Here is a 24,948-nt window from a genome sequence, read left to right as displayed (position 1 = left end):
TCTTCGACTGATTGCTTTTGTTTGCAGAAAATTACTTATTTCTCATTTATTTATTGGACACAGCAGATTAATTTGTTAGACTGACATCTAGATTAAATAAATTGATAAAAGGATAAAAATAAATGGATCAGCTTGATGCCTTTAACCGACGTTATAATCTACTTTCAAAAATTTCAGCTTCATTTTTCTACTCGTTGGCTGTAGCCGTTGCCCTGAACTTCTTTTGGACGCCGGGACACATGTATTCTTCAGGAATCACTGGATTTGCGCAGCTAATTAATACCCTGAGTGAACGATTTTTACCTGTTGAACTGCCAACTTCTGTTTTATATTTGGTATTAAATTTGCCCCTATTATTGCTTGCTTGGCTGAAAATAGGTCATAAATTTACGTTTTTTACCATTATTACGGTTATACTGGGATCAATTATGATGCGGGTAATCCAACCTGTCAATATGCATATTGATCCTTTAGTCTGTGCTATTTTTGGTGGAATGATTAATGGACTCGGGACTGGTTTTGCTTTAAAAAATGGCATTTCTACCGGTGGACTTGACATTATTGGCATTGTGATCCAGAGAAAAACGGGTACAAGTTACGGCAAAATCAGCATTTTGATCAACTTATTAATTATCGCGGCTGCCGGTTTAGCTTTTGGATGGACACGAGCTTTATATTCGGCTTTAACTATTTTTATTAATGGCCGAGTAATTGATGCAGTTTACACCCAGCACCAAAAGCTGCAAGTGACGATCGTGACTGAACAACCCCACGCTATTATAGATGGCATTCAAGAGAAAATGCACCGCGGTATTACTATTTTTCATGATGTTGAGGGCGCATACAGTCATAACGAGAAAAAAGTCCTAATCACCGTGATCGACCGTTATGATATGTACGATATAGTCCACATTGTTAAAAAAAGCGATCCCTACGCCTTCATGAGCGTTACCGAAGTTGAGCGTGTTTACGGCAGCTTTAAGGAACAAGAAATTGTCTAAATCAGAACACAAAAAAACATGATCCTCTTGGGTCATGCTTTTTACATAATTTTTATTATTTAAAAAGTTTTTTATATTCACCGTAGCCTCTTTTATCTAAGTCTGCATACGGGATAAAATCTAAAGACGAAGAATTAATACAATATCTCAATCCACCCCGGTCAGCTGGTCCATCGTCAAATACGTGCCCTAAATGCGAATCTGCATTTGGGCTCTTGACCTCAGTTCTTTCCATATTATGTGATTGATCACGATGATAAACCAATTTCTTAATCGGTCGGGTAAAGCTAGGCCAACCACAACCCGCATCATATTTATCTTCACTAGAAAATAAAGGTTCACCGGAAACTATATCTACATAAAGTCCTTTTTGGTAAAAGTCATCGTATTTTCCTTTAAATGGATAATCAGTTGCCGCCTGTTGCGTTACTTGATATTGATCAGGTGTCAGCTCTTTTAATCTTTGCTCTTTTTTGTTTTGGTCCATTTTGCATCACCCTCCTTTCTTAACTATAACAAAATTTGCATTAGCATACTAAAATAAAACTTAATAAAATAATGCTATTCTTATTTTCAAACAGATTAATACTGGGTTATAATATGGTTTCAATAAAAATAGGAAGGTTCTTTTTATGCCAAAATTAGCAAAAAGTTTAAATGCAAAAATAAATACTAAAATCAAAAATTTGCCTAATTCTGCGATTCGCTCTTTTAACCAAAGAATTTCTACGATCCCAGGAATAATTAAATTAACTATCGGAGAGCCAGACTTAAATACACCTGAACATATTAAACAAGCGGCAATTAATGATATTACTAATGATGATTCTCATTATGCCCCAGAAGCTGGTAAAAAGAAGTACCTTAAAGCAGTGAGCAAGTATCTAAACCAAAGTTTAGGCGTAAATTATGATCCTGCAACCGAATTGTGTGCGACTGTTGGAGTTTCCGAAGGCCTGAACATTGCCGCCATGGCCCTTTTAAATCCAGGAGAGAAGATCATAGTTCCTACTCCGGTTTGGGGAGTTTACTTTGGCATTATCGAGATGGCTGGTGGCATTCCAATTCAGGTAGATACTTCTGCCGATAATTTTTTATTAACGCCAGCCAAATTAAAGGAAACACTGGAAAATGAAGGCAAAGGAGCGAAGGCAGTTGTCATTACTGACCCTTCAAATCCTACTGGACGCGTCTATTCTAAAGAAAACTTAGCAGAATTAGCCCAAGTCATTACTGACTACGACATGTTTGCGGTGAGTGACGAAATTTATGCAGAGTTGATATATGGTGATAAGATACATTATTCATTGACCCAAATCATTCCTGAAAGAACAGTTTTACTTTCGGGATTATCCAAAAGTTTTGCTATGACTGGTTGGCGAATCGGCTATATTGCCGGGCCAGCCGAATTAATGAAGTCAATGATCAAAATTAACTCATTTTTAATTTCTTCTGTAACTGATAATGTCCAAATTGGTGCGGCTGAAGCTTTGGAAAACGGCGAACAAGACTATATTGCAGCGCGTGCTAAATACCAGCGGCGCTTGCAAATTTTACAAGAGGGTCTGGAGAAAAACGGTTATACGTTAGCTACACCTGAAGGTGCTTTTTACATTTTTGCCAAAATTCCAGCTAAGTTCGGCTGTGACGATGTGGCTTTTGCTAATGATCTAGCTGAAAAAGCCAAAGTGGGCGCAACACCGGGCAGCTATTTTGGAGCAGGTGGCCAAGGGTATGTCCGCTTTTCCTATGCTTCTTCTGAAGAAAATATTAAAGAAGCTATCAGACGTATTACTTCATACACTGAAAATAATTAAAAAGCTAATTTCTTGGGCTTGTACACAATTGTAGTTTAAACTGGATTATGGAAAAATTTTTATTTATAAAAGAAAGGTTTAAATTATGCAAGTAACAATGAAAAACGAACCACTGTCAACTAACGGAGAGCCACCTAAAATTGGTGAACAATTGCCTAACTTTAAGGTAAAACAGGCTGACGGTTCATTTGCCACAGTAGACGAATTGATTGATAAACCAACTTTAATTAGTGTTGTGCCAAATATTAATACCAGTGTTTGCAGCATTTCTACTAAACACTTTAACAGCGAAGTTGACAAATTCGCAGATATTAACTTCTATACTATTTCTACCAATACACCTGAAGAACAAAAAAATTGGTGTGCTGCTGAAGATGTTACTAAAATGAAGCTTTTATCTGATGAAGAATTTGATTTTGGTAAAAATATGGGCTTATTTATTGCAGATACCAAATTTGACTCTAGAAGCATTTGGATTGTTGATACAAACAAGAAAGTTTTATACCGAGAATTAATTTCTGAATTAACTAATGAGCCTAACTACGCAGAGGCATTAGCATTTTTACAAGATTTAAAGTAGTTTAACGAAAAAGCGATTAAGTAAAAACTTAGTCGCTTTTTTTGTTAAAAAACTGGTTTATCTAAAACCTGCCACGTTTTAAAAGTTTGGTCGGTTAAATCAAATGAAGCTGGTTCTAATAAAAATTCTTTTGCTTTTAGTACTAAAGGTGAAGAATTTGCAATAGTCAATTTGTTTTATGGAACTGAAAGTGCTCCTAAAGAATCTTGACCAGTAAACTGCTCTACTTCAGTTTTTATGTTACCTTTAACCTCATTGATGCGGTAAAAAACACAAATATGTTGGTTGAAATGCCATTGCTGATAATCCCAGGGATATTCAAATGATGTTACGCCAATTTGAGCGCAATCCTCTACGACTAACCCCGTTTCTTCGTTTACTTCTCTTTTCACAGCTTCGAGCAGTTTTTCACCGTCTTCTAAACTGCCTCCAGGCAGATCGAAGCGATTAATATAGGGGCCACCATTCTTTTTAATTACAACTAAACTGTTTGAATTGCCAATAATACCATAACAACCAAACGCGCGATGAAATTTATCTGTCATCCATTACTCCTTTATCTACAAATATTGACCAATAATTAAATAGTAAAATGGAAAAAAAGAAGCAGAAGTACTTACACTTCGTGCTTCTTTTTTTATTTTGCCAATTTTTAATCCCAAGTAGTATTTCTTGCTGCATCTTTTTCAGCTTGAATCTTCAAATTGTTTTCAATCTTGGCAACACTATCCTGATATTGTTCTTCAACTTCAATACCCAAGTCTGAAAGTTGTTGGTCAGACACTGGTGCTGGAGCATGCATCATCGGCTCTGAGGCGTTGGCATTTTTCGGAAAGGCTAAAACATCGCGAATATTATCTTTTTCAGCCAAAAGCATTGCAAACCGATCAAGGCCAATAGCAAGACCAGCGTGTGGTGGAAAGCCCATGTCTAGAGCGTCAAGCAGGTAGCCAAATTGTTCATAAGCACGTTTTTTCGAAAAGCCCAGTGCTTTAAGCATTTTTTCTTGAATGGAACGCTTATGAATACGAATAGAACCACCTCCAAGCTCATCCCCGTTCATAACTATATCATAACTACGGGCGTGAGCCTTATGCGGATCAGTATCTAGTAATTTAATCCCTTCATCATCAGGCATTGTAAACGGATGGTGCGCCGCAATCCATCTGCCAAAGCCCTCATCATATTCAAATAATGGCCAATCAACTACCCATACAAAGTCAAATTCATGTTGAGGAATAATGGCGGTTTCTTTTGCAAATTCCCGTCTTAAATGATCAAGAGAATCACAGCAGACTTTCCATTTGTCGGCAATAAATACTAGTAATTCTCCACCCTGCAAACCAAATTCAGCGATTAAAGCAGACTTGTTTTCAGCAGTTAAAAAGCGGGAAACAGGTCCAGAAAATTCACCATCTTCATACTTGACCCAGGCCAAGCCCTTTGCATGGTAGCGTTTGATATAGTCTTGTTTTTGCTCAATTTGCTTACGAGAATACTTGTTTGCCCCATCTTTGACCGCGATACCTTTAACAAAGCCGCCATCTGCGATTGCTCCAGAGAAGACTTTGAAGTCACTGTCTTTAAAAATGCTGCTTAAATCATGAATAAGCATTCCAAACCGGGTATCAGGCTTGTCAGTACCATATTTATTCATAGCGTCAGTCCAAGATATACGAGCAATTGGTGTTTTCAAATCAATATTCATGACATCTTTCATGATTTTCTTCAGCAAGCCCTCGGTATAATCTTGTACTTGTTGTTCATCAGTAAAAGAAGTTTCCATATCAATTTGAGTAAATTCCGGTTGTCTGTCACCACGCAAATCTTCATCACGGAAGCATCTTGCTAATTGATAATATTTATCAAAGCCAGCACCCATCAATAGTTGCTTAAAAAGCTGCGGTGATTGTGGCAAAGCATAAAAGCTGCCTGGATAAATTCTTGAAGGTACTAAATAGTCACGGGCACCTTCTGGGGAGGACTTACCTAAAATAGGAGTCTCGATGTCAATAAAACCATTTTGATCAAAAAATTCATGTGTTGCGCGTAATATTTTTGAACGCAAAATAATTGCTTTTTGTAATGCAGGCCTGCGTAAATCTAAGTAACGGTATTTTAGCCTGGTCTGTTCGGCTATTTCAACATTATCTTTTATTTCAAAAGGAGGGTTTTGCGATTTATTTAGAATTATGATTTCTTTAGCATCAACTTCGACTTCGCCCGTTTTCATATCAGGATTAATGCTAGAACGCTTAACCACCTTACCCTTAACTTGGATAACATATTCGTTTCCCAGAGAATCAGCCATTGCCATTAAGCTTTGACCAGAGTCATGATTTACTACTACCTGAACAATACCTTCACGATCGCGCAAATCAATGAATACTAGGTTACCCAAATTACGTACACGTTGAACCCAACCATAGAGATTTACTTCTTGATTAAGGTAAGCGGTCGTGATGTTGCCACAGTAATCAGTTCTTTTTTCCATTTGTTCCATTTTATTATTCCTTCAATTTTTTCATGACAGCAGTCATATTTTCAAGATCAGTTAATTCTAACTTAAATGTTTTTGCATCAGCAAGCCTTTTGACATTCAGTATTCCTGTCGCCATTTCTTTGGCACCCAATGTGATCACGTATTTTGCTTCAGCTCTATCAGCTTTTTTAAATTGTGCTTTCAATTTCTTCTGGTCAACATCGTATTGCACTTTCAAGCCCTGACTGCGAAGTAAACGAGCAATTTCAACTGCTTTTATTGCTGCTTCTTCACCAATATTTGTGATAAAGAAGTCGATTCCTTGATCTTCAAAAAGTGCAGGATTTTGCTTGTGCAAGACAAGCATTAAGCGTTCTTCTCCTATACCGAAACCAACAGCTGGAGTTTTTGGTCCGTCAAATTCTTCAACCAAATTATCATAGCGTCCACCACCTAAAATGGTTGATGCTGATTCCCAAATGCTTTTATCTTCGACCATAAATTCAAAAATTACACCCGTATAATAATCAAGGCCGCGAACGAGATCATTATCAATCACATATTTAATATCCAGTTTATCAAGCATCGTCAATATCTGATCAAAGTTTCCCTTTGATTCTTCATCCAGATAATCAACTATCTTAGGTGCATTTGGCAAAAACTTCTTATCTTGTTCATCTTTAGAATCCAAAATACGCAAAGGGTTTTTCTCTAAACGTCTCTTAGAGTCATCTGAAAGTTGATCTCTAACGGGCATAAAATAATTTACCAATGCATCATGATAATCTTGGCGCACCTGAGCATTACCCAAAGTGTTAATGTGCAACTCGTAGTTCTTAACACCCAGTTTGGCTAAAAGATCATGAGCTAAAACTATTGTTTCTACATCTGCTAACGGATTAGCTGAGCCGAAACTTTCAATGCCAATTTGGTGAAATTCCCGTTGACGTCCAGCTTGAGGTCTTTCATAACGAAATGTTGATTCTATGTAATAAACATTTAACGGCTTGGCTACCTCTGGTGCATAGAGCTTATCTTCAACATAAGCACGAACGACGCCAGCAGTCCCTTCAGGACGTAAAGCGATGTGCCTGCCGCCTTTATCGTTAAAATCATACATTTCTTTTTCGACTACATCAGACGTTTCACCGCTTGAACGTGAAAAAACATTATAGTTTTCAAAACTTGGTGTCCGAATTTCCCGGTAATTTGCCTGCTTAAAAAAATCACGCAGAATCTGCTCTACTTTTTCCCATGAACCAGATTCATCTGGCAAAATGTCAACTGTTCCTTTGGGTCTTTGCACTCTCATTTAATCATCCTTTTAATTAAAAAACGTCCTTGAATAAATCAAGGGCGCTCTGAATTAGCACGGTACCACCTTTTACCTGCTGCGAATAACGCTCGCGAAGCGAATATTATCTGGTAAAGGGGTCACAGTTAGTTTTTTCCGCCTTTTCAGCGTAATTAGCGGTCTCTGTATAAAAAATACTAAACTTCAGTCTTTGTCATTGATAATTCTTTTTTTAGCTTATAGTTTTCAAGACAAAAAGTCAACCTATACTAGCATTGCGGCTTATTTTTTACAAATCAAGTACTATCGTGAATGGTCCATCATTTTGTAAATCTACTTTCATATCAGCCCCAAATTCACCAGTTTCAACTGTTAAGCCTAGTTTGACGAGTTCTTGGTTAAAATCTTGCCATAATTCCTGAGACTTTGGCGGTTTCATAGCTTTAATGAAACTTGGTCTATTGCCTTTTTTAGTATCAGCTAACAAGGTAAATTGGCTCACGCTTAATATTTGTCCGCCAACATCTTTAATTGCCAAATTGGTTTTGCCATCTTCATCTTCAAAAATGCGCATTTTGGCTATTTTTGCAGCCGCCTTTTTGACCACATCAGAATCGTCTCCGTCTTTTAAACCGACTAAAAGCAGCAATCCCTTGTTAATTTCTCCTACTACCTTGCCAGCAATATTGACGCTGGCATGATTTACTCTTTGAATGACAATCCGCATTAATTATCTGCTCTCCTTGTTTGATATATATCCGGAATATCGCGTAACTTAGTTAAAATACCATCTAATTGCGCCGAATTATTAACAGCTACTGTGGCGTAAATGTGAGCAATATTATCCTCATTAACCTTACCAGAAATATTATTGATATTAGGAGTTAATGTGTTTAATTTGGTAATGACATCAGTCAACAGTTTTCCTCTGTTATAGCCAAAAACTTCAATGTTAGCGTTAAAAGCTTGGGCACTATTTTCTTCAACGTTTTCCCACTGAACTTCGATCAACCTGCCCTTGCTTTCGTCATTATTGACTATATTGCGACAATCTGCACGATGAATTGTAACGCCTCGTCCTTTAGTCACATAGCCCACAATTTCGTCGCCCGGAACAGGGTTACAACATTTAGCCAAATGAAGCATCAAGTCACTAATTCCTTGAATCATAACCCCATTTTTGTGCTTAATCTTCATTGCCTTAGAATCTTTTTTATGGGGTTGAGGCTCCGAAACAGATTTCTGACCTGAATTTAATATTTCTTCTTCAAGCTGCTTTTGCTTTTTTCTTTCATCTTCACGCCGCAAGTCTGCTGTTAATCTGTTAACCACGCCAATAGCTGAAAGATCACCGAAACCAATTGAAGCATACATTTCATCAGCGTTGTGGTAATTTAGCTGGTCTAAAAGCGGCTCAATATGCTCTTTTGACATAAACTCTTTAGGAGCAAGACCTTGATCGCGGAGCTTCTCCGCAACCATTTGTTCACCCTGCTCAATGCTGTGGTCACGATCTTGGTTTCTAAAGTAACGGCGAATTTTATTGCGGGCGCGTGAAGTTTTGACCATGTCCACCCAATCACGAGAAGGACTGGCATTAGATTGGGTCATGATTTCAATTACGTCGCCATTTTTAAGTTTATAATCCAATGGTACCAATTTACCATTTACCTTGGCTCCAACCGAATGACTACCGACTTGAGTATGAATTTCATAAGCAAAATCAAGAGTCACTGAGCCTTTGGGCAATTCGTAAACTTCACCCTTAGGCGTAAAGACATAAACCCGATCTGAAAAGATTTCACTCTTAACGCTTTTCATAAATTCATCGGCGTCTGAAGTTTCATCTTTTAATTCTAAAATTTCACGGACCATGTCCAATTTTTCATTAGAGCTAGTCTGCTCTACGCCCTTGAAATTACCTCTTTTATAAGCCCAGTGGGCAGCCACACCGTATTCAGCCACTTCATGCATTTGTTCAGTTCTAATCTGAATTTCCAGCGGTCGACCTCCGGGGCCAATAATCGTAGTATGGAGTGACTGGTAACCATTTACTTTAGGTACAGCAATATAATCTTTAAAACGACCTGGCATTGGTTTCCATTTAGTATGAACAGCACCTAAAACCGCATAGCAATCTTTCACCGTTTTGACTATCACGCGTACGGCTAACAAGTCATAAATTTCATTAAAGTCTTTATGCTTATTGACCATTTTTTTGTAAATGGAATAAATATGCTTTGGCCGACCATATATCTCGTATTTAATACCTAAGCTATCTAAACTGTCTTTAAGTGTCTTAATTGCATCTTGGATATAATTTTCTCTTTGACTACGTTTAAGACTCATTAAATTAACAATGCGATAATATGCTTTAGGGTTCAAATAATGAAAACTCATGTCTTCAAGTTCCCATTTGATCGTACCAATACCTAAGCGATCCGCCAAAGGCGCATAAATATCCATTGTTTCAGATGCAATTCGGCGCTGCTTATCAGGACGCAAATGTTCTAAAGTATGCATATTGTGCAGTCTATCAGCCAACTTGACCATAATCACACGGATATCTTTAGCCATTGCGATCAACATTTTCCTGTGATTTTCAGCTAAAAATTCTTGGTGTGACTTATACTGATATTTATTTAGTTTTGTTACGCCATCAACAATAAAAGCTACATCTTTACCAAACTTTTCTTTGATATCATCATTAGTTACTGGTGTATCTTCAACAGTATCATGTAAAAAACCTGCCGCTATAGTATCAGGGTCAAGACTTAATTTGGCAAGAGTTCCAGCAACTTGAGTGGGATGAACAATATAAGGCTGTCCGGAAGCTCTCTTTTGCTCACTGTGCGCATTTTTAGCAAATTCGTAAGCTTCTTCAACAAAAGCAATTTGCTTATCGTTCATATACTTCTTGCAGGTATCTATCACCTGCTCGTGCGTCATCTCAATGTACTTAGACATATAAACCGACCCTTCTAATATTACCCGTATATTTGGTTATCCATTACACCAAAAATCTCTAAAATAAGATAAATTAGTCCAAATAAAAAGTTATAATTAGCATATTTGAATAAAACAATTAGGCAAAAACAGCCTGGCATAAATAGCAGCCAGTAATGTTTAAGATTAATTGTTTTAATCAACTTACCAATATGATAGCTGATTATACTGTTAAGGAGTATAAAAAGTAATCCTACCCGCCAAATAGTCCCTATTCTTAATAGACTGAAAATAAGGGGTAAGATAACAACTAAAATGCTCCACCATATTACTGGCATTACCTTATAACTATTTAATTTGCTAATTAAAGGTATGTTTTTTAGTTTATCAAGCAACTTACTAATTCCTTACTAATTTAATTATCTATTATAACTCTTTTTAGTTATCTTTTCTTTCTATAATTAATCCAACCCAGCGCCCATGCTCGATTGTCAAATCAATTTTAAAATCATGCTTTGTCAAAGCGGCTTTGATTTTATCCAGCTGAGTATAATCTATTCCCGAAAAAATCACTTTACCACCTGTATTTAAGTGTTCATTTAATTCAGGAATTAGCGCAAGCAGAATTTCCGCCAAAATATTAGCAATAATAATGTCATATTTTCCTTCTACACCATTAAGCAAACTAGCCTTTTCCACCTTGATATTTGCCAAATGATTAAGAGCGATATTCTCTTTTGCCGCTGTGACAGCTTCATCCGAGATATCGGTAGCCACAACAGAACTGGCTCCCAATAAAGAAGAAGCAATGGCCAAAATACCAGAACCTGTCCCCACGTCACAGACAGCTTTTGGCTCAGTTAGTGCTTGTTCTAGTCCCATTAATGCTATTTGCGTTGTCTTATGTGTGCCAGTGCCAAATGCCAAACCAGGATCAAGTTTGATTAACTGCTGATCTTTAAAAGCTGGTTGATAATCTTCCCATTCTGGCACAATTGCCAGATGCCGCGAAAAGTTTATGACATGATAAAATTTTTGCCAAACTGTGTTCCAGTCTTCGTCTTTAATATAAGAAGTGGTTATTTTTGCTTTGCCAATTTGCAAGCCATAACTTTTTAACTCAGCTAATTTCTTCTGGTACTTTTCAACCAGTTCAGCTTTATCTTGTTCAATATCAAAATATGCTAAAAATTGTAAATCTTGTGGTAAGTCGTTTATCTCACTGAGGTTAACAATCGTGGAGTCTGATTCCCAGCCAGCCTGCTCAAAATCAGAGCGTTTGCGTGATTCAGTCCCTAAACAGTGCAATACATCTTGACTGTATATATTTAAAGCATCTTCAACTTCATGGCTGGTTTCAATTTTAATAATTAATAATTTCATTATTTTTTTAACTCCCTTTTTATTTTCCTTTTTATCAATGCTATCATTAAAAAGGTGATATTAATGTCAAAAAAGAAAAATAAGATTGAAAAAACACTAGTAGAAAAAATATTGGATAGAGATAAGATTCCATACCGACAAGCAGAATTTGCTACACATGAAGATTCAGGTGGTGTAGCCCAAATGGATACATCCATTTTAAACGAGAATGAACATTTGGTCTATAAAACACTCGTGTGTTCTGGCAATAAAATTCCAACTGTTGTTGGTGTAATCCCCGTGACTGAACATTTAAGCTTGAAAAAATTGGCCAAAATTTCAGGAAATAAAAAGTGTGAAATGCTTCCTTTAAAAGATTTAGCAAAAACAACTGGCTATGTTCATGGTGCAAATACTCCGATTGGGATTTACTTTAAACACCACATTCCTATTTTTCTTGATAAAAGTATGCTGCAAGAACCTGAAATTGCAGTTTCGAGTGGTAAAGTTGGCCGGAGCGTTTTTTTAAAACCGCAGGATTTGCAAAAAGTAACTAATGCCAAATTTGGTGATTTGCTAGAATAAAAGAATATTTAGACAATAACACTCCCTTTGAGAATTATTATCTTTTAAAATATTGTTTTGGTCATAGTAATAAAGCGCTTTTTCTAATATAATTAAAACAAATACCAAGTAGACAGAATAGGAATAAATAAATGACATTATTAACAGATGAACAGCTTGCAAATATTGCACATGACTACTTCTTGAGCAAACTGAATATTGCTGAAATCTCAAAGAAGTATAACCTTTCCCGTTATCTGATAGCCAAGGCAATTGAAGAAGCTGAAAATAAAGGGATTGTTAAGATTAGCATTTATCAAAGCCCCAAACGAGCACAAAATTTGGAACGCAAATTCCAAAGCCTTTTTGATCTGAAAGAAGTTTATATTTTAGAAGAAAAAGACACTAAAAACCAAGACAATGAAATGATTGTCAATTTTGCGGCAAAACAAATTCAAAATTATATTACGTCTGCCAATGTTGTTGGTCTTACTTGGGGAACACTTTTAAGGGATATTATTGATGATTTTTCAACAGAAACTCGCCCTGACCTGACATTTGTTCAACTATTGGGTCAGGTGGTTAATGCTAGCAAACGCAAGCAGCCACTTATTCAACATGCTGCTGACAAATTTAATGCAAAAAGTCTAACTTTTCCCGCTCCTCTTTATGCCATTGATCCGGGACTAGTCAAAAAAATTCAGCAAGAGCCCTATTATCAATATATTGAAAAGTATTTTTCAAAACTTGACCTGGTGTTTGCAAGCATCGGTACCATGCAATCGCTGGAATCTGGACAATTTTTTATGGATCATTACGCTGATAAGCTGTTTACAGGGATTAAAAAAAATCAGTTAGCAGGGATTATTTTTGGCAGACCGTATGATATTAAAGGTCGCTTTTATAGCCCTATTGAGCCCCACATATCTGGCATCAGTCTTTCAGACATTTTAGCAGTTCCTGATCGATTTGTAATTGTTAAAAACCGGTTTAAGGAAGATGCGCTTTTGGGGGCTCTCAGATCTGGCGTAATAACACATTTAATAACCACTTCAGGTATAGCTGAAAGAGTTCTACGCAAAAACGAAGCACTTTAATTGGCGGATTTTTTACAGAACTTCTCATTATATAAGCTAGTAATATAATTTTGCAGATCTGCAACTGAATGTGTTCTTGAACGAGCGCATTCTTTAGCAGGTTTTGAACATAAAAAGCATTTGCGAACAGGCAAGCCTAGATCTTTGCGGGATATTGCCTGTTTTTGTTTTCTAATTAATACATCGGCATCAAATAACCGATTAATTTTTTGCTTATTCTCAAATTCAACTGCCTTTTGTTTAACGGAACGATAATCAGCATTAACAAGATAAAAATTTTCTGAACCTGTAGCTCTCTCCCAATGTTTATACAAAGTAAAAGGTAACTGGCTATTTTGCAAAATTTCTTCCAAATTTAGAATACCTGAAGCAAAAATTTCTTTTAAATAGTGATTGTTTTTGATAGGGCCAGGAATGTTTAATTTAACATCCAGTAGCGTACATTCAGGAAACTTTTGAAATGTTGTTTGTTGCAACTCTGCTCTTTCATCTTTATTTGCTAATACCTCTGTAATACTCTGTGGTTCTCCTTCAGCAAATATTGTTTTTACCATTTTATCATCTTCTTTCTATTTTTATATTATAACTAAAAAGTGTGAGAACAAGTCTTAGCCTCATTCTCACACTTTATTAAAATAATTAGTTAATCTTTTACTTGCTTAATTGTATCAATAATAGTGCCATCCCGATATTGAATTAAAGCAACAACACGATCAGTATATTCTAGAGGCTTGGGAATTCCAACCTGTTTTTGCGCCATTTCTTGCAGTTCTTTGATGTCAACAATATTGAGCTCAGGAACTTTAGCAAAAGCAGCTATTAAGTCTTTACGGCGGGGATTAATCGCAATTCCTCTTTCGGTCACTAAAACATCAATTGAATCTCCTGGTGTAACAACTGTTTCCACTTCTGGTACTACTGTAGCATTGCGTCCACGTACTAGCGGAGCAGTGATAATAGTCATTTTTGCTGCAGCCGCATCCTGGTGACCACCAATAGCACCACGAATAACACCATCGGAGCCTGTCATTACGTTAACGTTAAAATTGGTGTCAATTTGCAAAGCTGAAAGAATAGCCACATCTAAGTTATTTACTACAGCTCCTTTATTATGAGGATCAGCGTACCAGGAAGCATCAATTTCCTGTTGGTTTTTATTTTGGGCCATTGAAGCTGCAGCACCCTTGTCAAAGTCCTGAACATCCATGATTTTCTTGACCAGGCCTTCCTCAAGAAGATCAGTCGTAGGCTTAGTTATACCGCCTAGCGCGAATGATGCCTTAATCCCATCCTTTAGCATAGATTCTCTTAGGTATCTGGTCACTGCCAACGCAGCTCCACCAGATCCGGTTTGGAAAGAAAATCCTTGTTTATAATATGGTGAATTTGTAATTACCTGATTAACAGTTTGTGCAATTTTCAGTTCTTTAGGATCTTTGGTGAAACGAGTTGCCCCTGAACCAATCTTATCAGCATCACCAATTTGATCAACCTGCACAACATAATCGACTTGAGTTTGTTTAATTGAGGCAGGCGTATTCGGATAATCAACAATATTATCTGTGAGTAGAACAACTTTGTCCGCATATTGGGCATCAACCAAAGCATAGCCTAAGGATCCAAAAACTGCGTCCCCTTCTTGACCATTGGCATTACCAGCCGGGTCAGCATTTGGGACTCCTAAAAATGCCACGTCAATTTTGATTTCCCCTTCTTCAATAGAACGGGCCCTATTGCCATGAGAACGGAAAATTACTGGGTTTTCCAGACCACCATGGGAAACAAAATCACCTAAACTACCTCTCATTCCAGAGGATGTGATATTGGTAATGACACCCTTTTTTATTGCTTCAATTACAGTGTCATTCATAACACCAGTTAAGGAAGATGGAGCTAAAGTTAAGTTTTGATAACCCATTTTAATAATTAAATTCATTACTTTATTAAAAGCAAAATCACCATTTCTAAAATGATGGTGGAACGAAATAGTCATACCATCTTTTAGAGTTTTCTTAATAACATCTTCTAAAGAATCCACCACTTTTGATTCGCCCGTAGTAACTTGTACTTTAGGAGCCACTCTTTTTACTTCAGGATTACCTATTTCCACAGATTCGAATGGTTTAAGATTCATTTTTGTCATCAAATCATCAGGCAAATTGCGTTTTACTTTATTCTCCAATGTAATTACCCTCCTCATCAATTAAATTCGATGCTTTAGCTGTTTCAATAACACGGTTAGCCTTCTCAACAACTGGTTTGTCGACCATTTTACCGTTCATTGAAATAACGCCTGAGCCTTTTGCCTTTGCTTCTTGAATAGCATTTTGGACAGAAAGAGCATTTTCAATTTCTTCTTTAGTAGGGTTAAATACCTTGTTAACCATAGGTATTTGTCTTGGATTAACTAAAGACTTGCCATCATAACCAAGTTCATAAATATATTTTGTTTCGCGGTAGAATCCTTCAGTATCATTCATATTTGAAAATACAGTATCGAAGGCATAAACATCGGCTGCTCTAGCGGCTTGCAAGACCATGTTGCGGGCAAATTCAAGTTCACGCCCATCTGGATAACGGTGTGTGTGCATATCGGCAGTATAGTCTTCACCGGAAACAGCTAAGCCCATCATTAACGGGGTTGCAGTTGCAATTTCTGGAGCATTGAGAACACCTTTTGCACTCTCAATCGCTGCCATAACACCAATAGAGCCTTTTTGAATACCGTATTCTTCTTCCGCTTTTTCCATATCCGCCACTAATTTTTTAATCATAGCGGCCGATTCAGTTTTAGGAAGACGAATAACATCTACTCCAGCGCGAACCATAGCTTTGACATCTTGGTCATAAAAGGGAGTGTCTTGACCATTAATTCTAACGACTATTTCAGCACCGCCAAAGTCAACTGTTTTAATAGCCTTAAATACTAACATTCTGGCTGCGTCTTTTTCAGTTAATGAAACTGCATCTTCTAAATCCAGCATAATAGAGTCCGCTCCATAAATGCCAGCGTCTTTAACCATTGCAGGATTATTACCTGGTACAAACATCATTGTTCGACGCAAACGATTTTTAACATAAGTCATTTATTGCAATACCTCCAATCTTGGTGCATCAGTAGTTTCAGTTGCTCTTTGAGCAGCTGCTAATGTTCTTGCAGCAATCACGCAGTCGAGCGCTCCTTTGTCAGTAGCCTTAACTTTTGCGCTAGTAATACCAAATTTATTAAGTGTTTCAGTTATCACTTTTTTAATTTGATCACCGTATGATTTAGCTACCTCTGAATCCAGATCAACTTCAATCCCATTTTGACCAGCAGAGATCATTATCTGAATATCTGAAGATTCTAGTGTTCCTGCTACTCCAACAGTTTTAATTTCCATCAATGTTCATTCCTTTCTTGATTCTTTCTTGTAAAATTTGATAATTTTCATTTATAAAATTCATTGTAGTTGGTGGAACTAGAGTGGAAATATCTTTTAAATCACTATTTTTGATCAATTGGCGCACACTAGTTGCCGTTATTATTTTTTCGTTATCACGAAAACGTTGCACGATTTTAACAGCAATACTGGGACTAAGTATTTTTTGTAAACTTTGATTATAAAAATTAGTTGTCCTTGAAAATGGCTCAGTACCCAGATAACGTTTCTTAATAGTTAATTTTGGTGCAATAATATTTTTAAAAATTAAAGCGTCAATCTCCGTTTGCGTTGTAATTAGTTCATCAGGTGACTTTAAAAAATAAGCTGGAAATGTCGAGCGTGAAACTAGGTAATCTCCACCACTAACTACCACCACGTTTTTAAAGTTGGCAGTTCCTTTTTTTACCAAATCTATTCTTTCTGATGTTTTAAATAAAGAAGCATCTGTAGCTACTACAAAAACATAAACTAAATCATTTTCACTACTTGCCAGTTGTACTAACTTTTGGTGGCCCAAAGTAAATGGATTAGCATTCATAACAATTGCTGCAACTTCTTTTTGATTTTGGTTTTCAATTCTAGGTATTTTTGCTAAAAAGTCTTGAATACTTGGTGTTCCACTTTCTAAAAAGGCCGCAGTAGCAGTATGAGCCAATTCATTAAAACCTAAATGGGCGAAACTAGAAGAATATTTTGCTTTGGTAAATACGAATGAATGATAAATTTTCTGACTAAAAAGGTATTCTTGCAGAGCCGAAACTATTTGATTAAAACGTGCCCCGTGAACAGAATTATCATTTGACACAGCTATATATTTAAGAACTTTGCCCGCAATACTACCAGTTCCAACCAAATGGCCATCTTCATCTATTAAACCAACAGTATGATCGAGGACGGCAACTTCGCGGGAGCTGAAATCTGTAATACCCCGATTAATTAAGAAATTTTCCCATCTGGCCTTCGTGTCCGGAAAAGTTAAATTAAGGTCTATAGTCTTATCCATTTATTTGGTTCTCACTTTAGCTAAAATTCTTGCAAAAATTTCATAATTTCTTGATACATTTTCAAAGGCTGTTCCGCCTGAATTAAGTGACCACAGTTTGCTATTATTCCTGTGTAAATTTTAGGATTTAATTCCCTCATAGCATAGGCAAAATGATAATCAAAAAAGGGTGAATTTTGTCCTGCTAAAACGAGCATAGGAACTTTCAAGCTAATTAAAATGTCCCGCCAATCCTGCTCAGCATGATCTATTCGACAAAGATAATTTTCTTCAGCATTATACGGATATTTTTGGGCTTCAATTTTGGCCTTTTTAAACATCTCATCATTGATATGAGCAAAAATACCATTGCCCAGATCTGCCTTTAAATAATCCGGATAATTTTTCCAAGTTAGATCTTTAAACCCATAGTGCCAGGTGCTGTCTTGAATCATTTTGGGAGGTTGATCTAAGTCAACAATTGCCTGCAATCTTTGAAAGCCGAATAGTGAAACATAAGCCCAAATGTTTGCGGCTCCCATGGAATTACCAACAGCAATAATATTTTGTAAATCTAATCTGCTAATGAGCTCAGCTAAATCAGCTGCATGGCGACTAATACGTTGCCCCTTAAACGTTCTTTGAGAACGTCCCTGATTTCGAGGATCAATTATGATAAAGCGGTAATCTTCTGTGAAAAGCTTTACAGCCTCTTGCCATAATGTTGCAGAACTACCTATGCCAGGAACAGCTAAAATAGGCTGACCACTTTTTAATGTATCGTAATAAGTTATTCGAATACCATCATTAGTTATAAAATTGTTTGCCTTAAGCATTTACCAAATTCCAATAACTTTCATCCATAAAGTGCCTATTACGCCGAAAATCAGTAAATAGAGAATTCCTAAAATAAAGTTATATTTCCACCATTCACTCTGCTTAATGTAACCAGTTGTAGCTAATATAGAGGCCGGTCCGTTAGCGTAATGAGTGGTTGAAGCATTAATTGCCCCGGTAAACGCCAAGAGCATGGCTGATAATCCTAATGGAGCTCCTGTAGCAACAGCAACAGATAAAAATGGCAGGTATAATGCTGTCATATGTGCAGTACCACTGGCAAAGAAGTAGTGGGTGTAAAACATCAATATCACTAAAACAGCTAAAACTATTTGCCAGCTTATTCCGTGAAGACTAGTCTGAATAGTCTTGGAGAACCAATCAATGAAGCCAAAGGAAATAAGTTTACTTGCCATAAATATTAAAATCGACAGCCAAATTAGAATGTTCCAAGCTCCAGTTTGGTTTAAAGCATCTTTCATAGTTAAGACGCCTGTTAGCAGCAACAAGCCGACAGCCAAAAAAGCTACAAAAGTAGAATCTAATTGAGGAATTTTGAAGATTCCGGATAAAACCCATAAAATAATAGCCAGCAAAAATACTATTGACATAATCATTTCAGGCTTTGTCACTGGTCCCATTTTTGCTAAACGGTCACTGGCCCATTTTTTAGCATTGGGAGTTTCTTTAATTTCTGGAGGAAAAATTTTATAAATCACAACCGGAATAATAATAGTTGCAACTAGAACAGGAACTATTGCTGCTGTAAACCAGCTGATCCAGGTCATATTATAATTTTTCTGTGCCGCCATTTGAGAAGCAACCATATTAGGAGCAGCACCTGTAATAAACAGAGCAGTTGACAGAATGTTGGCATGGAAGGCGGTAAAACTAAGATATGCTCCGATTTTCTTTCTTGAAGGATCGTTAGGATGAGAATCATAATCTTTAGAGATTGATTCAGTCACCGGCCAAACTACACCACCTGTACGTGCACTGTTTGATGGTATTAAAGCTCCTAAAACTAATTCCAAACCGGTAATTGCATAGCCGATACCAATGGACTTCTTACCAAATTTTTTAATCATCCAATACGCTATCCGATTACCTAAACCAGTTTTGCTAATACCATATGCCATGATAAAAGCCATAGCAATTAGCCAAGAAGCAGAATTACTAAAGGCGCTAAGAATACCAGTGGTTACTTTACCAGTTTTTGGATCTACAACATCTTTGATTGGAGCTAAACCAACTAAAACTGTCACTATCAGTCCAATCAAAGTAGTACCGCCTATGGGCAAAGGCTTTGTAATACAGCCAACAATAGTTGCTACAAAAACGGCAAACATCTCCCATGCGGGAGCAGACAAGCCAGCCGGACGCAAAGGCGTGATGCACCAAAGGATAACGCCAATCACTAAAGGTAAAATAAAGCCCTTATAATTAACTTTTTCAAGTGTTTTCATAGTAATTACCTATAATTTTTAATTTTCCGGACGATAAAAATCGTCGATAATTTCATAATTCTTATTCTTTAATTCCTCATCAAGCCAATCTATATTTCCTGAACCATCATGAAAACTAGCAGCTTTTGCTTCATCTTTTTCATGAAATTCCTGAACAATCGGCAACAATTCAGATGCTTCTTCCAAAGCGATTTTGATAACACCGTCAGCGTCACCTAAAATGACGTCACCGGGGTTAACACTGACGTTACCACAAGAAACCGGTACATTTATTTCTCCTGGACCTTCCTTGTAGGGACCGTCCGGAGTTGTACTTACAGCATAAATAGGCAAATCCCAGTTGCTTAAACTATCACTGTCTCGTATAGGTCCGTCAACAACTACACCAGCTACATGTCTTTGATCGCGCAGCCATGTCATCATTACTTCACCAATAACCGCCCTAGTATTGTCATTTTCATTATCAATGACAACCACGTCGCCTTCGTGGCAATACTTTAAAGCCGCATAAATAGTTAAGTTATCACCGGGACGATTATGAACTGTGAACGCCGGACCACACATTTCTTCATGTGGGTGCGACATCAGTCTAATTCTGGGCGCCATTGCACCTGTCCTATTCATACAGTCAGCTACATTTGATGAGGGCAGCTTTTTATATGCAGCAATTAATTCCTTTTGCGGAAGATTCCTTTGTAAAAAAATTCTTTTTCCAACCTGCATTATTTATGCCTTCTTTTTAATTAATCTAAAGTGATATTATCTAGCACTTCCTGCATTTTGGTAGCCGAGTTCACCATCTTTGCCTTTTCAGGTTCTGAAAGTTCAGTTTCAATCACCTGACTGACTCCAGACCCGTCGATTACTGCAGGAGTGCCTAAATAAAGATTGCTCTTAATACCATACTCACCATTAATTGGTGCAGATAAAGGCAAAGCAATTGAACGATTAGTCAATATTGCAGTAACAATTTGCGTTAACATCATCGCAATGCCGTAAAATGTTGCACCTTTATTTTCAATGATTTTTCCACCTTTTTGACGAATATTCAGTTCCACTTGATTCAGAATATGATCATCAATATTAGCAAATTCTTTTAGAGATTTACCGCTAACAGTTGATTCATCAAAATTTTCAAAAGATGTATCACCATGTTCGCCTAATACCATAGAATTAATTTCAGCTACAGGAACATTTAATCTCTTAGCTAAGTCTACTTTTAAACGAGCAGTGTCAAGCGAAGTTCCCGTACCTATTACTTTATTTTTAGGAAAGCCGGATAGTTTTTGGGTTAAAGTTGTCAATATATCAACTGGATTAGCAGAAACTAGGAAAATACCATCAAAGCCAGATTCGACTACTGGTTGAATGATACTTTTCAAGATGCTAACATTTTTATTCACAAGATCAAGCCGACTTTCTCCTGGCTTGCGAGGAACGCCTGCTGTAATCACAACCACAGCAGCATCTTTTGCGTCGGAGTATTCACCGGAATGAATATTACACTCGCCTGTGAAAGGCAGTATATCTTCCAAATCCATTGAATCTCCCACCGGACGTTTTTTGACCACATCACAGATTACTAACTCGTCAACACTAGTATGTTGTAGCAAATCGTTTGCAAAAGTTGAACCTACAGCTCCGTCTCCAACCAATAATACTTTTTTATTCATTAAGTCATTTCCTTTCGAATTTTTTAAAAATGTAATCACTTACATCAATATTATAAATTTTATCTCTGCTATTTGCAATATTTAAAATAAATAATTTATTTTTTTAATTTTTAAAAAATAAAAGCAGTCTCCCATATTTAAAATTCGGTTTGTCGATAAGGTAAAAATTAGTATTTTCGAAATAGCGTTTATATAGGAACCTAAAGTAATAAAAAAAGCCCTTCGCCGTTGCTAAACGACAAAGAACTTAAAATTTATTAAATATAATCTTATTTATATAAAGCTATAATTTTAATAGACACATCAGTGCAAAACCACAGCTTACAAAAGTGGAATCTAGCAAAATACCTAACAATATTGCCAATGGCTGACAATTCTTTTTCAAACACTAATTTAGTTAAATTATAGTTATTGGTTTTTGACGAACTTGCTCATTTGTATTCCTGCTTGCCTACCAAAAATGACTGTTTCAGCAATCGAGTTGCCACCAATTCGGTTATTTCCATGTAATCCACCTGAAACTTCTCCCGCAGCATAGAGGCCTTTAATTATGTTGCCATCTGTATCATAAACTTCGGTTTGGGGACTTATATGGATACCACCCATAGTATAGTGAATGGCCGGGTTAATATGAATTGCAAAGAATGGTCCCTGCGCAATTTTATGCTCCATTCCCGTTGATCTGCCAAATTCTTTATCTGTTTTATTTGTGACAGACTCATTCCAATTAGTAATAGTTTCGTTCAAGTTGGAAGCTGTGACACCAATATTTTGAGCTAGATCAGAAATTGATTCTCCATGACTAACCAATCCTACGTGATCATAAAATTCAACAGCAGTAAAGTTATTTCTAATACCTTGATCGAAAATCAAAAAAGCGCCGTTTTCATTTAAGTTGCTAATTGCGTCAGAAACAATTTTACGTGTACTTAACTCGTTGACGAATCTTTTACCAGATTTGTTAACTAGGATAGCTCCTTCTCCTCTTAAGCCTTCTCCTATCAAGTAGACGTGGTCACTATCAGTTTGTGCAGTTGGATGTACTTGAATAAAGTCCATTTGCTCCAGCTGTGCATCAATTTGACTAGCAAGCTTTAAACCATCGCCAGTAGCACCGGGCTGATTAGTAGTCTTATAATTTACAAGGTCAGGACGATATTTTTTGATTAATTCTTTAGATGAACCAAAGCCACCTGAAGCTAAAAGAATAGCGCTTGCACTCACTTTTACTTGTCCATTCAGAGTATCAACCTGAACACCAGTTACTTGCTGTTTGTTATCTTGTAAAAGCTTAGTTACTTTTGCATTATTAAAAACAGGTATTTTATCTTCTTGTATTTGCTTTAAAGCTCCAGTTACTAAATAATTACCTACCGGTGCCATTGAAGCAGGACGGTGAGCTCTCTTTTTGCTCATTCCACCAGTAATAGTTAAATTAGTTAGCTCTATACCGTGATCTTTTAGCCAATCTATTGCAAGAGCAGAATGATCGACAAAATAGCGTAGAAGTTCACGGTCATTCATCATTCCTCCACCCTTGAGAGTTTCACGGTAAAAATCTTCTTTATCATCTATAATTCCCTGTTGTATTTGAACAAGACTTTCAGAAGCATTCATTCCAGAAGAAGCCCTGTTTGTGTTTCCACCTAAATCAGAATTCTTTTCAAAGACAGCAACATTCAGTCCTAATTCATGAGCCTGAATAGCTGCAGTTAAGCCGGCACCACCTGCACCGATTATAATTGCGTCGTAATTTTCTTGTATTTCAGAAGCCTTATTAGGCGTAAAAACAAATTTACCCATTGATTTCTCCTCTACAGAAATTTAAAAGATTTATTTTTCAGGATTAGTCTGAGATATATTGGTCATCTCCATGTAATCCATCCATTCATCATATTCCTTTTCAGTTAATTTGCCACTTTTGAGGGCTGCTTCTTTAAGCGTTGTTCCTTCTTTATCCGCAGTCTGTGCAATCTTAGCAGCTGCGTGATAGCCAATATGAGGTGACAAGGCAGTCACTGTCATCAAAGAACTCTCAAGCAGATCGTCCATTTTTGTAGCATTAACAGTCAAACCAGCAATCATTTTATCAGCAAAGCCTGTAATAGTTCCAGTTAAAATATCACATGAATCTAAAAAAGCGGTGATCATAACTGTTTTGTAGACATTCATTTCAAAATTTCCTTGTGAGCAGGCAAAAGTAATTGTAGTGTCATTGCCAAAGACTTTCGCAGCGGCCATTGTTACCGCTTCAGCCTGTGTAGGATTTACTTTGCCAGGCATAATCGAAGAACCTGGTTCATTAGCGGGGATATTAAGTTCGTGATAGCCTGCTCTGGGACCTGATGCTAAGAATCTTATATCCTGAGCTATCTTGAACATGTCAGCAGCCAAGGTTTTTAAAGCACCATGGACAACATCTATGCCAGAATGGTGAGCTAACCCCCAAAACTTATTGGTATTAACTTTAAAATCATGGCCATAGACTTGAGACAGTTTGTCAGCAATTTTGACAGTCATTCCCGGTGCAGCATTGAGGCCTGTCCCAACAGCAGTACCACCAATTGCTAGTTCATATAATGTCGGCTTAAGTTCTTTGATATAAGATAAATCATGTTTTAAAGCTGAAATATAGCCAGAAACCTCTTGACCGAAAGTTATCGGAGTAGCATCTTGTAAATGAGTACGGCCAACTTTGACGGTTTTCCAATACTTGTCCTGCTTAATTTTGAGTTCGTCAATTAAGTGTTGCACGGCAGGTTCAAGCTTATCTAAAGCTTCAACTGCAACAATATTCATTGCTGTGGGATATGTATCGTTTGAAGATTGTCCTCTGTTAACGTCATCATTGGGTAAAATATCCAAATTGGGATGCATCTTGTTAGCTAGGTTAGCTACTACTTCGTTAACGTTCATATTGCTTTGAGTACCAGAGCCGGTTTGTAATACGTGTAAAGGAAAATCTTGACGCAATTCATGATCATCTAATTTTAATAGTTGATCAATCGCTTCCACAATAGCTTGCCCTTTTTCTACTGGTTCATCGCCGACTTCTACATTCGATTCAGCTGCAGCTTTTTTTAAATGTAAAAAAGCACGAATAATTGCAAGCGGCATTAATTCACCACTGGGAAAATTGTTACGACTTCTTTCAGTTTGAGGACCCCACAGTGCGTCTTTAGGAATTTTAACAGGGCCAATTGTATCACTTTCAACACGGTATTCTTCTTTACTCATACTAAATCTCCTTTTCAAATGTTAGTATTTTAGCTATTAAAAGCAGTAATATTCTCTTGCACTCATAATACAGATTTTTAGTTTTATTTTCAATATTTTAAAATAAAAGGGCTATCATTTTAAAATTTTAAAATTTATTTTATTTTAGCAAAAAAGCACTCTTATTGAGTGCCCTAATTAAATCT

22 protein-coding genes and 1 pseudogene are annotated in these 24,948 nt (G+C 36.8%); 5 read left to right on the top strand and 18 right to left on the bottom strand.

Features of this window, described 5'->3' with window-relative positions; genetic code table 11:
• The first annotated feature begins 122 nt into the window (after positions 1-122).
• A complete protein-coding gene (locus tag H3T47_RS07335; protein ID WP_199283034.1) occupies positions 123-1,001 on the top strand; it encodes a YitT family protein in 879 nt (292 codons plus the stop codon).
• A gap of 55 nt (positions 1,002-1,056) precedes the next feature.
• Here the strand turns inward: H3T47_RS07335 and msrB are convergent, their stop codons facing one another.
• Positions 1,057-1,488: a peptide-methionine (R)-S-oxide reductase MsrB gene (gene msrB / locus H3T47_RS07330; protein WP_199283033.1), complete on the bottom strand. Its 432-nt coding sequence runs from the start codon at positions 1,486-1,488 to the stop codon at positions 1,057-1,059.
• A 145-nt stretch (positions 1,489-1,633) separates the two neighbouring features.
• Here msrB and H3T47_RS07325 point away from each other — a divergent pair, with 145 nt between their 5' ends.
• The gene (locus tag H3T47_RS07325) at positions 1,634-2,818 is read left to right on the top strand and encodes a pyridoxal phosphate-dependent aminotransferase (RefSeq protein WP_199283032.1); all 1,185 of its coding nucleotides are present in this window, start codon (positions 1,634-1,636) and stop codon (positions 2,816-2,818) included.
• An 85-nt stretch (positions 2,819-2,903) separates the two neighbouring features.
• Positions 2,904-3,398 (top strand): thiol peroxidase, encoded by a 495-nt coding sequence (tpx, locus tag H3T47_RS07320; protein WP_199283031.1) that lies wholly within the window; start codon positions 2,904-2,906, stop codon positions 3,396-3,398.
• 44 nt (positions 3,399-3,442) lie between these two features.
• Here tpx and H3T47_RS07315 read toward each other — a convergent pair.
• The 6 genes and pseudogenes from H3T47_RS07315 to prmA form a co-directional block, all read right to left on the bottom strand.
• Positions 3,443-3,943: pseudogene (locus H3T47_RS07315) on the bottom strand (NUDIX hydrolase).
• Between the two features lie 107 nt (positions 3,944-4,050).
• Entirely contained in the window at positions 4,051-5,901 is a 1,851-nt protein-coding gene (aspS, locus tag H3T47_RS07310) for an aspartate--tRNA ligase (protein ID WP_199283030.1), read from the bottom strand.
• Positions 5,902-5,905: 4 nt separating this feature from the next.
• Positions 5,906-7,192, bottom strand: coding sequence for a histidine--tRNA ligase (gene hisS / locus H3T47_RS07305; RefSeq protein ID WP_199283029.1), 1,287 nt, complete (start codon positions 7,190-7,192; stop codon positions 5,906-5,908).
• 271 nt (positions 7,193-7,463) lie between these two features.
• Positions 7,464-7,901 (bottom strand): D-aminoacyl-tRNA deacylase, encoded by a 438-nt coding sequence (gene dtd / locus H3T47_RS07300; protein ID WP_109918419.1) that lies wholly within the window; start codon positions 7,899-7,901, stop codon positions 7,464-7,466.
• A complete protein-coding gene (locus H3T47_RS07295) occupies positions 7,901-10,141 on the bottom strand; it encodes a bifunctional (p)ppGpp synthetase/guanosine-3',5'-bis(diphosphate) 3'-pyrophosphohydrolase (protein ID WP_199283028.1) in 2,241 nt (746 codons plus the stop codon). Before H3T47_RS07295 ends, dtd begins: the two co-directional genes overlap by 1 nt.
• A gap of 417 nt (positions 10,142-10,558) precedes the next feature.
• On the bottom strand, positions 10,559-11,503 hold the full coding sequence (prmA, locus tag H3T47_RS07290; RefSeq protein ID WP_199283027.1) for a 50S ribosomal protein L11 methyltransferase: 945 nt from the start codon (positions 11,501-11,503) through the stop codon (positions 10,559-10,561).
• Between the two features lie 63 nt (positions 11,504-11,566).
• Between prmA and ybaK the strand changes: the two genes are divergently transcribed.
• Together ybaK and H3T47_RS07280 are read left to right on the top strand one after the other, a co-directional pair.
• Entirely contained in the window at positions 11,567-12,067 is a 501-nt protein-coding gene (ybaK, locus tag H3T47_RS07285) for a Cys-tRNA(Pro) deacylase (RefSeq protein WP_199283026.1), read from the top strand.
• A gap of 131 nt (positions 12,068-12,198) precedes the next feature.
• Positions 12,199-13,143 (top strand): sugar-binding transcriptional regulator, encoded by a 945-nt coding sequence (locus tag H3T47_RS07280; RefSeq protein ID WP_199283025.1) that lies wholly within the window; start codon positions 12,199-12,201, stop codon positions 13,141-13,143.
• Here H3T47_RS07280 and citX read toward each other — a convergent pair.
• The 11 genes from citX to H3T47_RS07225 form a co-directional block, all read right to left on the bottom strand.
• Positions 13,140-13,697, bottom strand: coding sequence for a citrate lyase holo-[acyl-carrier protein] synthase (gene citX / locus H3T47_RS07275; RefSeq protein ID WP_199283024.1), 558 nt, complete (start codon positions 13,695-13,697; stop codon positions 13,140-13,142). The genes H3T47_RS07280 and citX overlap by 4 nt on opposite strands.
• A gap of 89 nt (positions 13,698-13,786) precedes the next feature.
• On the bottom strand, positions 13,787-15,325 hold the full coding sequence (gene citF, locus H3T47_RS07270; protein WP_305067079.1) for a citrate lyase subunit alpha: 1,539 nt from the start codon (positions 15,323-15,325) through the stop codon (positions 13,787-13,789).
• Positions 15,315-16,229, bottom strand: coding sequence for an aldolase/citrate lyase family protein (locus H3T47_RS07265; RefSeq protein WP_046327174.1), 915 nt, complete (start codon positions 16,227-16,229; stop codon positions 15,315-15,317). Before H3T47_RS07265 ends, citF begins: the two co-directional genes overlap by 11 nt.
• The gene (citD, locus tag H3T47_RS07260; protein WP_199283022.1) at positions 16,230-16,526 is read right to left on the bottom strand and encodes a citrate lyase acyl carrier protein; all 297 of its coding nucleotides are present in this window, start codon (positions 16,524-16,526) and stop codon (positions 16,230-16,232) included. It abuts the gene before it with no gap.
• Positions 16,516-17,571 carry a [citrate (pro-3S)-lyase] ligase gene (gene citC / locus H3T47_RS07255; RefSeq protein ID WP_199283021.1) on the bottom strand — a complete coding sequence of 352 codons (1,056 nt, stop codon included), beginning with the start codon at positions 17,569-17,571 and terminating at the stop codon, positions 16,516-16,518. The genes citD and citC overlap by 11 nt, the downstream gene beginning before the upstream one ends.
• Before the next feature lie 20 nt (positions 17,572-17,591).
• A complete protein-coding gene (locus H3T47_RS07250) occupies positions 17,592-18,386 on the bottom strand; it encodes an alpha/beta fold hydrolase (RefSeq protein ID WP_199283020.1) in 795 nt (264 codons plus the stop codon).
• Positions 18,387-19,853 carry a DASS family sodium-coupled anion symporter gene (locus H3T47_RS07245; RefSeq protein WP_038522811.1) on the bottom strand — a complete coding sequence of 489 codons (1,467 nt, stop codon included), beginning with the start codon at positions 19,851-19,853 and terminating at the stop codon, positions 18,387-18,389. It lies immediately after the preceding gene.
• A gap of 18 nt (positions 19,854-19,871) precedes the next feature.
• Positions 19,872-20,576, bottom strand: a complete 705-nt coding sequence (locus H3T47_RS07240; RefSeq protein WP_199283019.1) for an RraA family protein — start codon at positions 20,574-20,576, stop codon at positions 19,872-19,874.
• 20 nt (positions 20,577-20,596) lie between these two features.
• Positions 20,597-21,526, bottom strand: a complete 930-nt coding sequence (locus tag H3T47_RS07235) for an L-lactate dehydrogenase (RefSeq protein ID WP_199283018.1) — start codon at positions 21,524-21,526, stop codon at positions 20,597-20,599.
• 408 nt (positions 21,527-21,934) lie between these two features.
• Positions 21,935-23,329: a flavocytochrome c gene (locus H3T47_RS07230; RefSeq protein ID WP_199283017.1), complete on the bottom strand. Its 1,395-nt coding sequence runs from the start codon at positions 23,327-23,329 to the stop codon at positions 21,935-21,937.
• 30 nt (positions 23,330-23,359) lie between these two features.
• Positions 23,360-24,763, bottom strand: coding sequence for a class II fumarate hydratase (locus H3T47_RS07225; protein ID WP_199283016.1), 1,404 nt, complete (start codon positions 24,761-24,763; stop codon positions 23,360-23,362).
• Positions 24,764-24,948: the final 185 nt, after the last annotated feature.

The sequence above is a fragment of the Lactobacillus sp. W8093 genome, from assembly GCF_016100925.1.
Lineage (GTDB): Bacteria > Bacillota > Bacilli > Lactobacillales > Lactobacillaceae > Lactobacillus > Lactobacillus helsingborgensis.
The sequence above is the reverse complement of the archived record's forward strand: the minus strand, read 5'-3'. Positions and strand labels throughout refer to the sequence as shown.

Excerpts from the sequence above, each read along its gene's own strand:
- H3T47_RS07335 (WP_199283034.1), top strand. The coding sequence starts at position 123 with ATGGATCAGCTTGATGCCTTTAACCGACGTTATAATCTACTTTCAAAA.
- msrB (WP_199283033.1), bottom strand. The coding sequence starts at position 1,488 with ATGGACCAAAACAAAAAAGAGCAAAGATTAAAAGAGCTGACACCTGAT.
- H3T47_RS07325 (WP_199283032.1), top strand. The coding sequence starts at position 1,634 with ATGCCAAAATTAGCAAAAAGTTTAAATGCAAAAATAAATACTAAAATC.
- tpx (WP_199283031.1), top strand. The coding sequence starts at position 2,904 with ATGCAAGTAACAATGAAAAACGAACCACTGTCAACTAACGGAGAGCCA.
- aspS (WP_199283030.1), bottom strand. The coding sequence starts at position 5,901 with ATGGAACAAATGGAAAAAAGAACTGATTACTGTGGCAACATCACGACC.
- hisS (WP_199283029.1), bottom strand. The coding sequence starts at position 7,192 with ATGAGAGTGCAAAGACCCAAAGGAACAGTTGACATTTTGCCAGATGAA.
- dtd (WP_109918419.1), bottom strand. The coding sequence starts at position 7,901 with ATGCGGATTGTCATTCAAAGAGTAAATCATGCCAGCGTCAATATTGCT.
- H3T47_RS07295 (WP_199283028.1), bottom strand. The coding sequence starts at position 10,141 with ATGTCTAAGTACATTGAGATGACGCACGAGCAGGTGATAGATACCTGC.
- prmA (WP_199283027.1), bottom strand. The coding sequence starts at position 11,503 with ATGAAATTATTAATTATTAAAATTGAAACCAGCCATGAAGTTGAAGAT.
- ybaK (WP_199283026.1), top strand. The coding sequence starts at position 11,567 with ATGTCAAAAAAGAAAAATAAGATTGAAAAAACACTAGTAGAAAAAATA.
- H3T47_RS07280 (WP_199283025.1), top strand. The coding sequence starts at position 12,199 with ATGACATTATTAACAGATGAACAGCTTGCAAATATTGCACATGACTAC.
- citX (WP_199283024.1), bottom strand. The coding sequence starts at position 13,697 with ATGGTAAAAACAATATTTGCTGAAGGAGAACCACAGAGTATTACAGAG.
- H3T47_RS07265 (WP_046327174.1), bottom strand. The coding sequence starts at position 16,229 with ATGACTTATGTTAAAAATCGTTTGCGTCGAACAATGATGTTTGTACCA.
- citD (WP_199283022.1), bottom strand. The coding sequence starts at position 16,526 with ATGGAAATTAAAACTGTTGGAGTAGCAGGAACACTAGAATCTTCAGAT.
- citC (WP_199283021.1), bottom strand. The coding sequence starts at position 17,571 with ATGGATAAGACTATAGACCTTAATTTAACTTTTCCGGACACGAAGGCC.
- H3T47_RS07250 (WP_199283020.1), bottom strand. The coding sequence starts at position 18,386 with ATGCTTAAGGCAAACAATTTTATAACTAATGATGGTATTCGAATAACT.
- H3T47_RS07245 (WP_038522811.1), bottom strand. The coding sequence starts at position 19,853 with ATGAAAACACTTGAAAAAGTTAATTATAAGGGCTTTATTTTACCTTTA.
- H3T47_RS07240 (WP_199283019.1), bottom strand. The coding sequence starts at position 20,576 with ATGCAGGTTGGAAAAAGAATTTTTTTACAAAGGAATCTTCCGCAAAAG.
- H3T47_RS07235 (WP_199283018.1), bottom strand. The coding sequence starts at position 21,526 with ATGAATAAAAAAGTATTATTGGTTGGAGACGGAGCTGTAGGTTCAACT.
- H3T47_RS07230 (WP_199283017.1), bottom strand. The coding sequence starts at position 23,329 with ATGGGTAAATTTGTTTTTACGCCTAATAAGGCTTCTGAAATACAAGAA.
- H3T47_RS07225 (WP_199283016.1), bottom strand. The coding sequence starts at position 24,763 with ATGAGTAAAGAAGAATACCGTGTTGAAAGTGATACAATTGGCCCTGTT.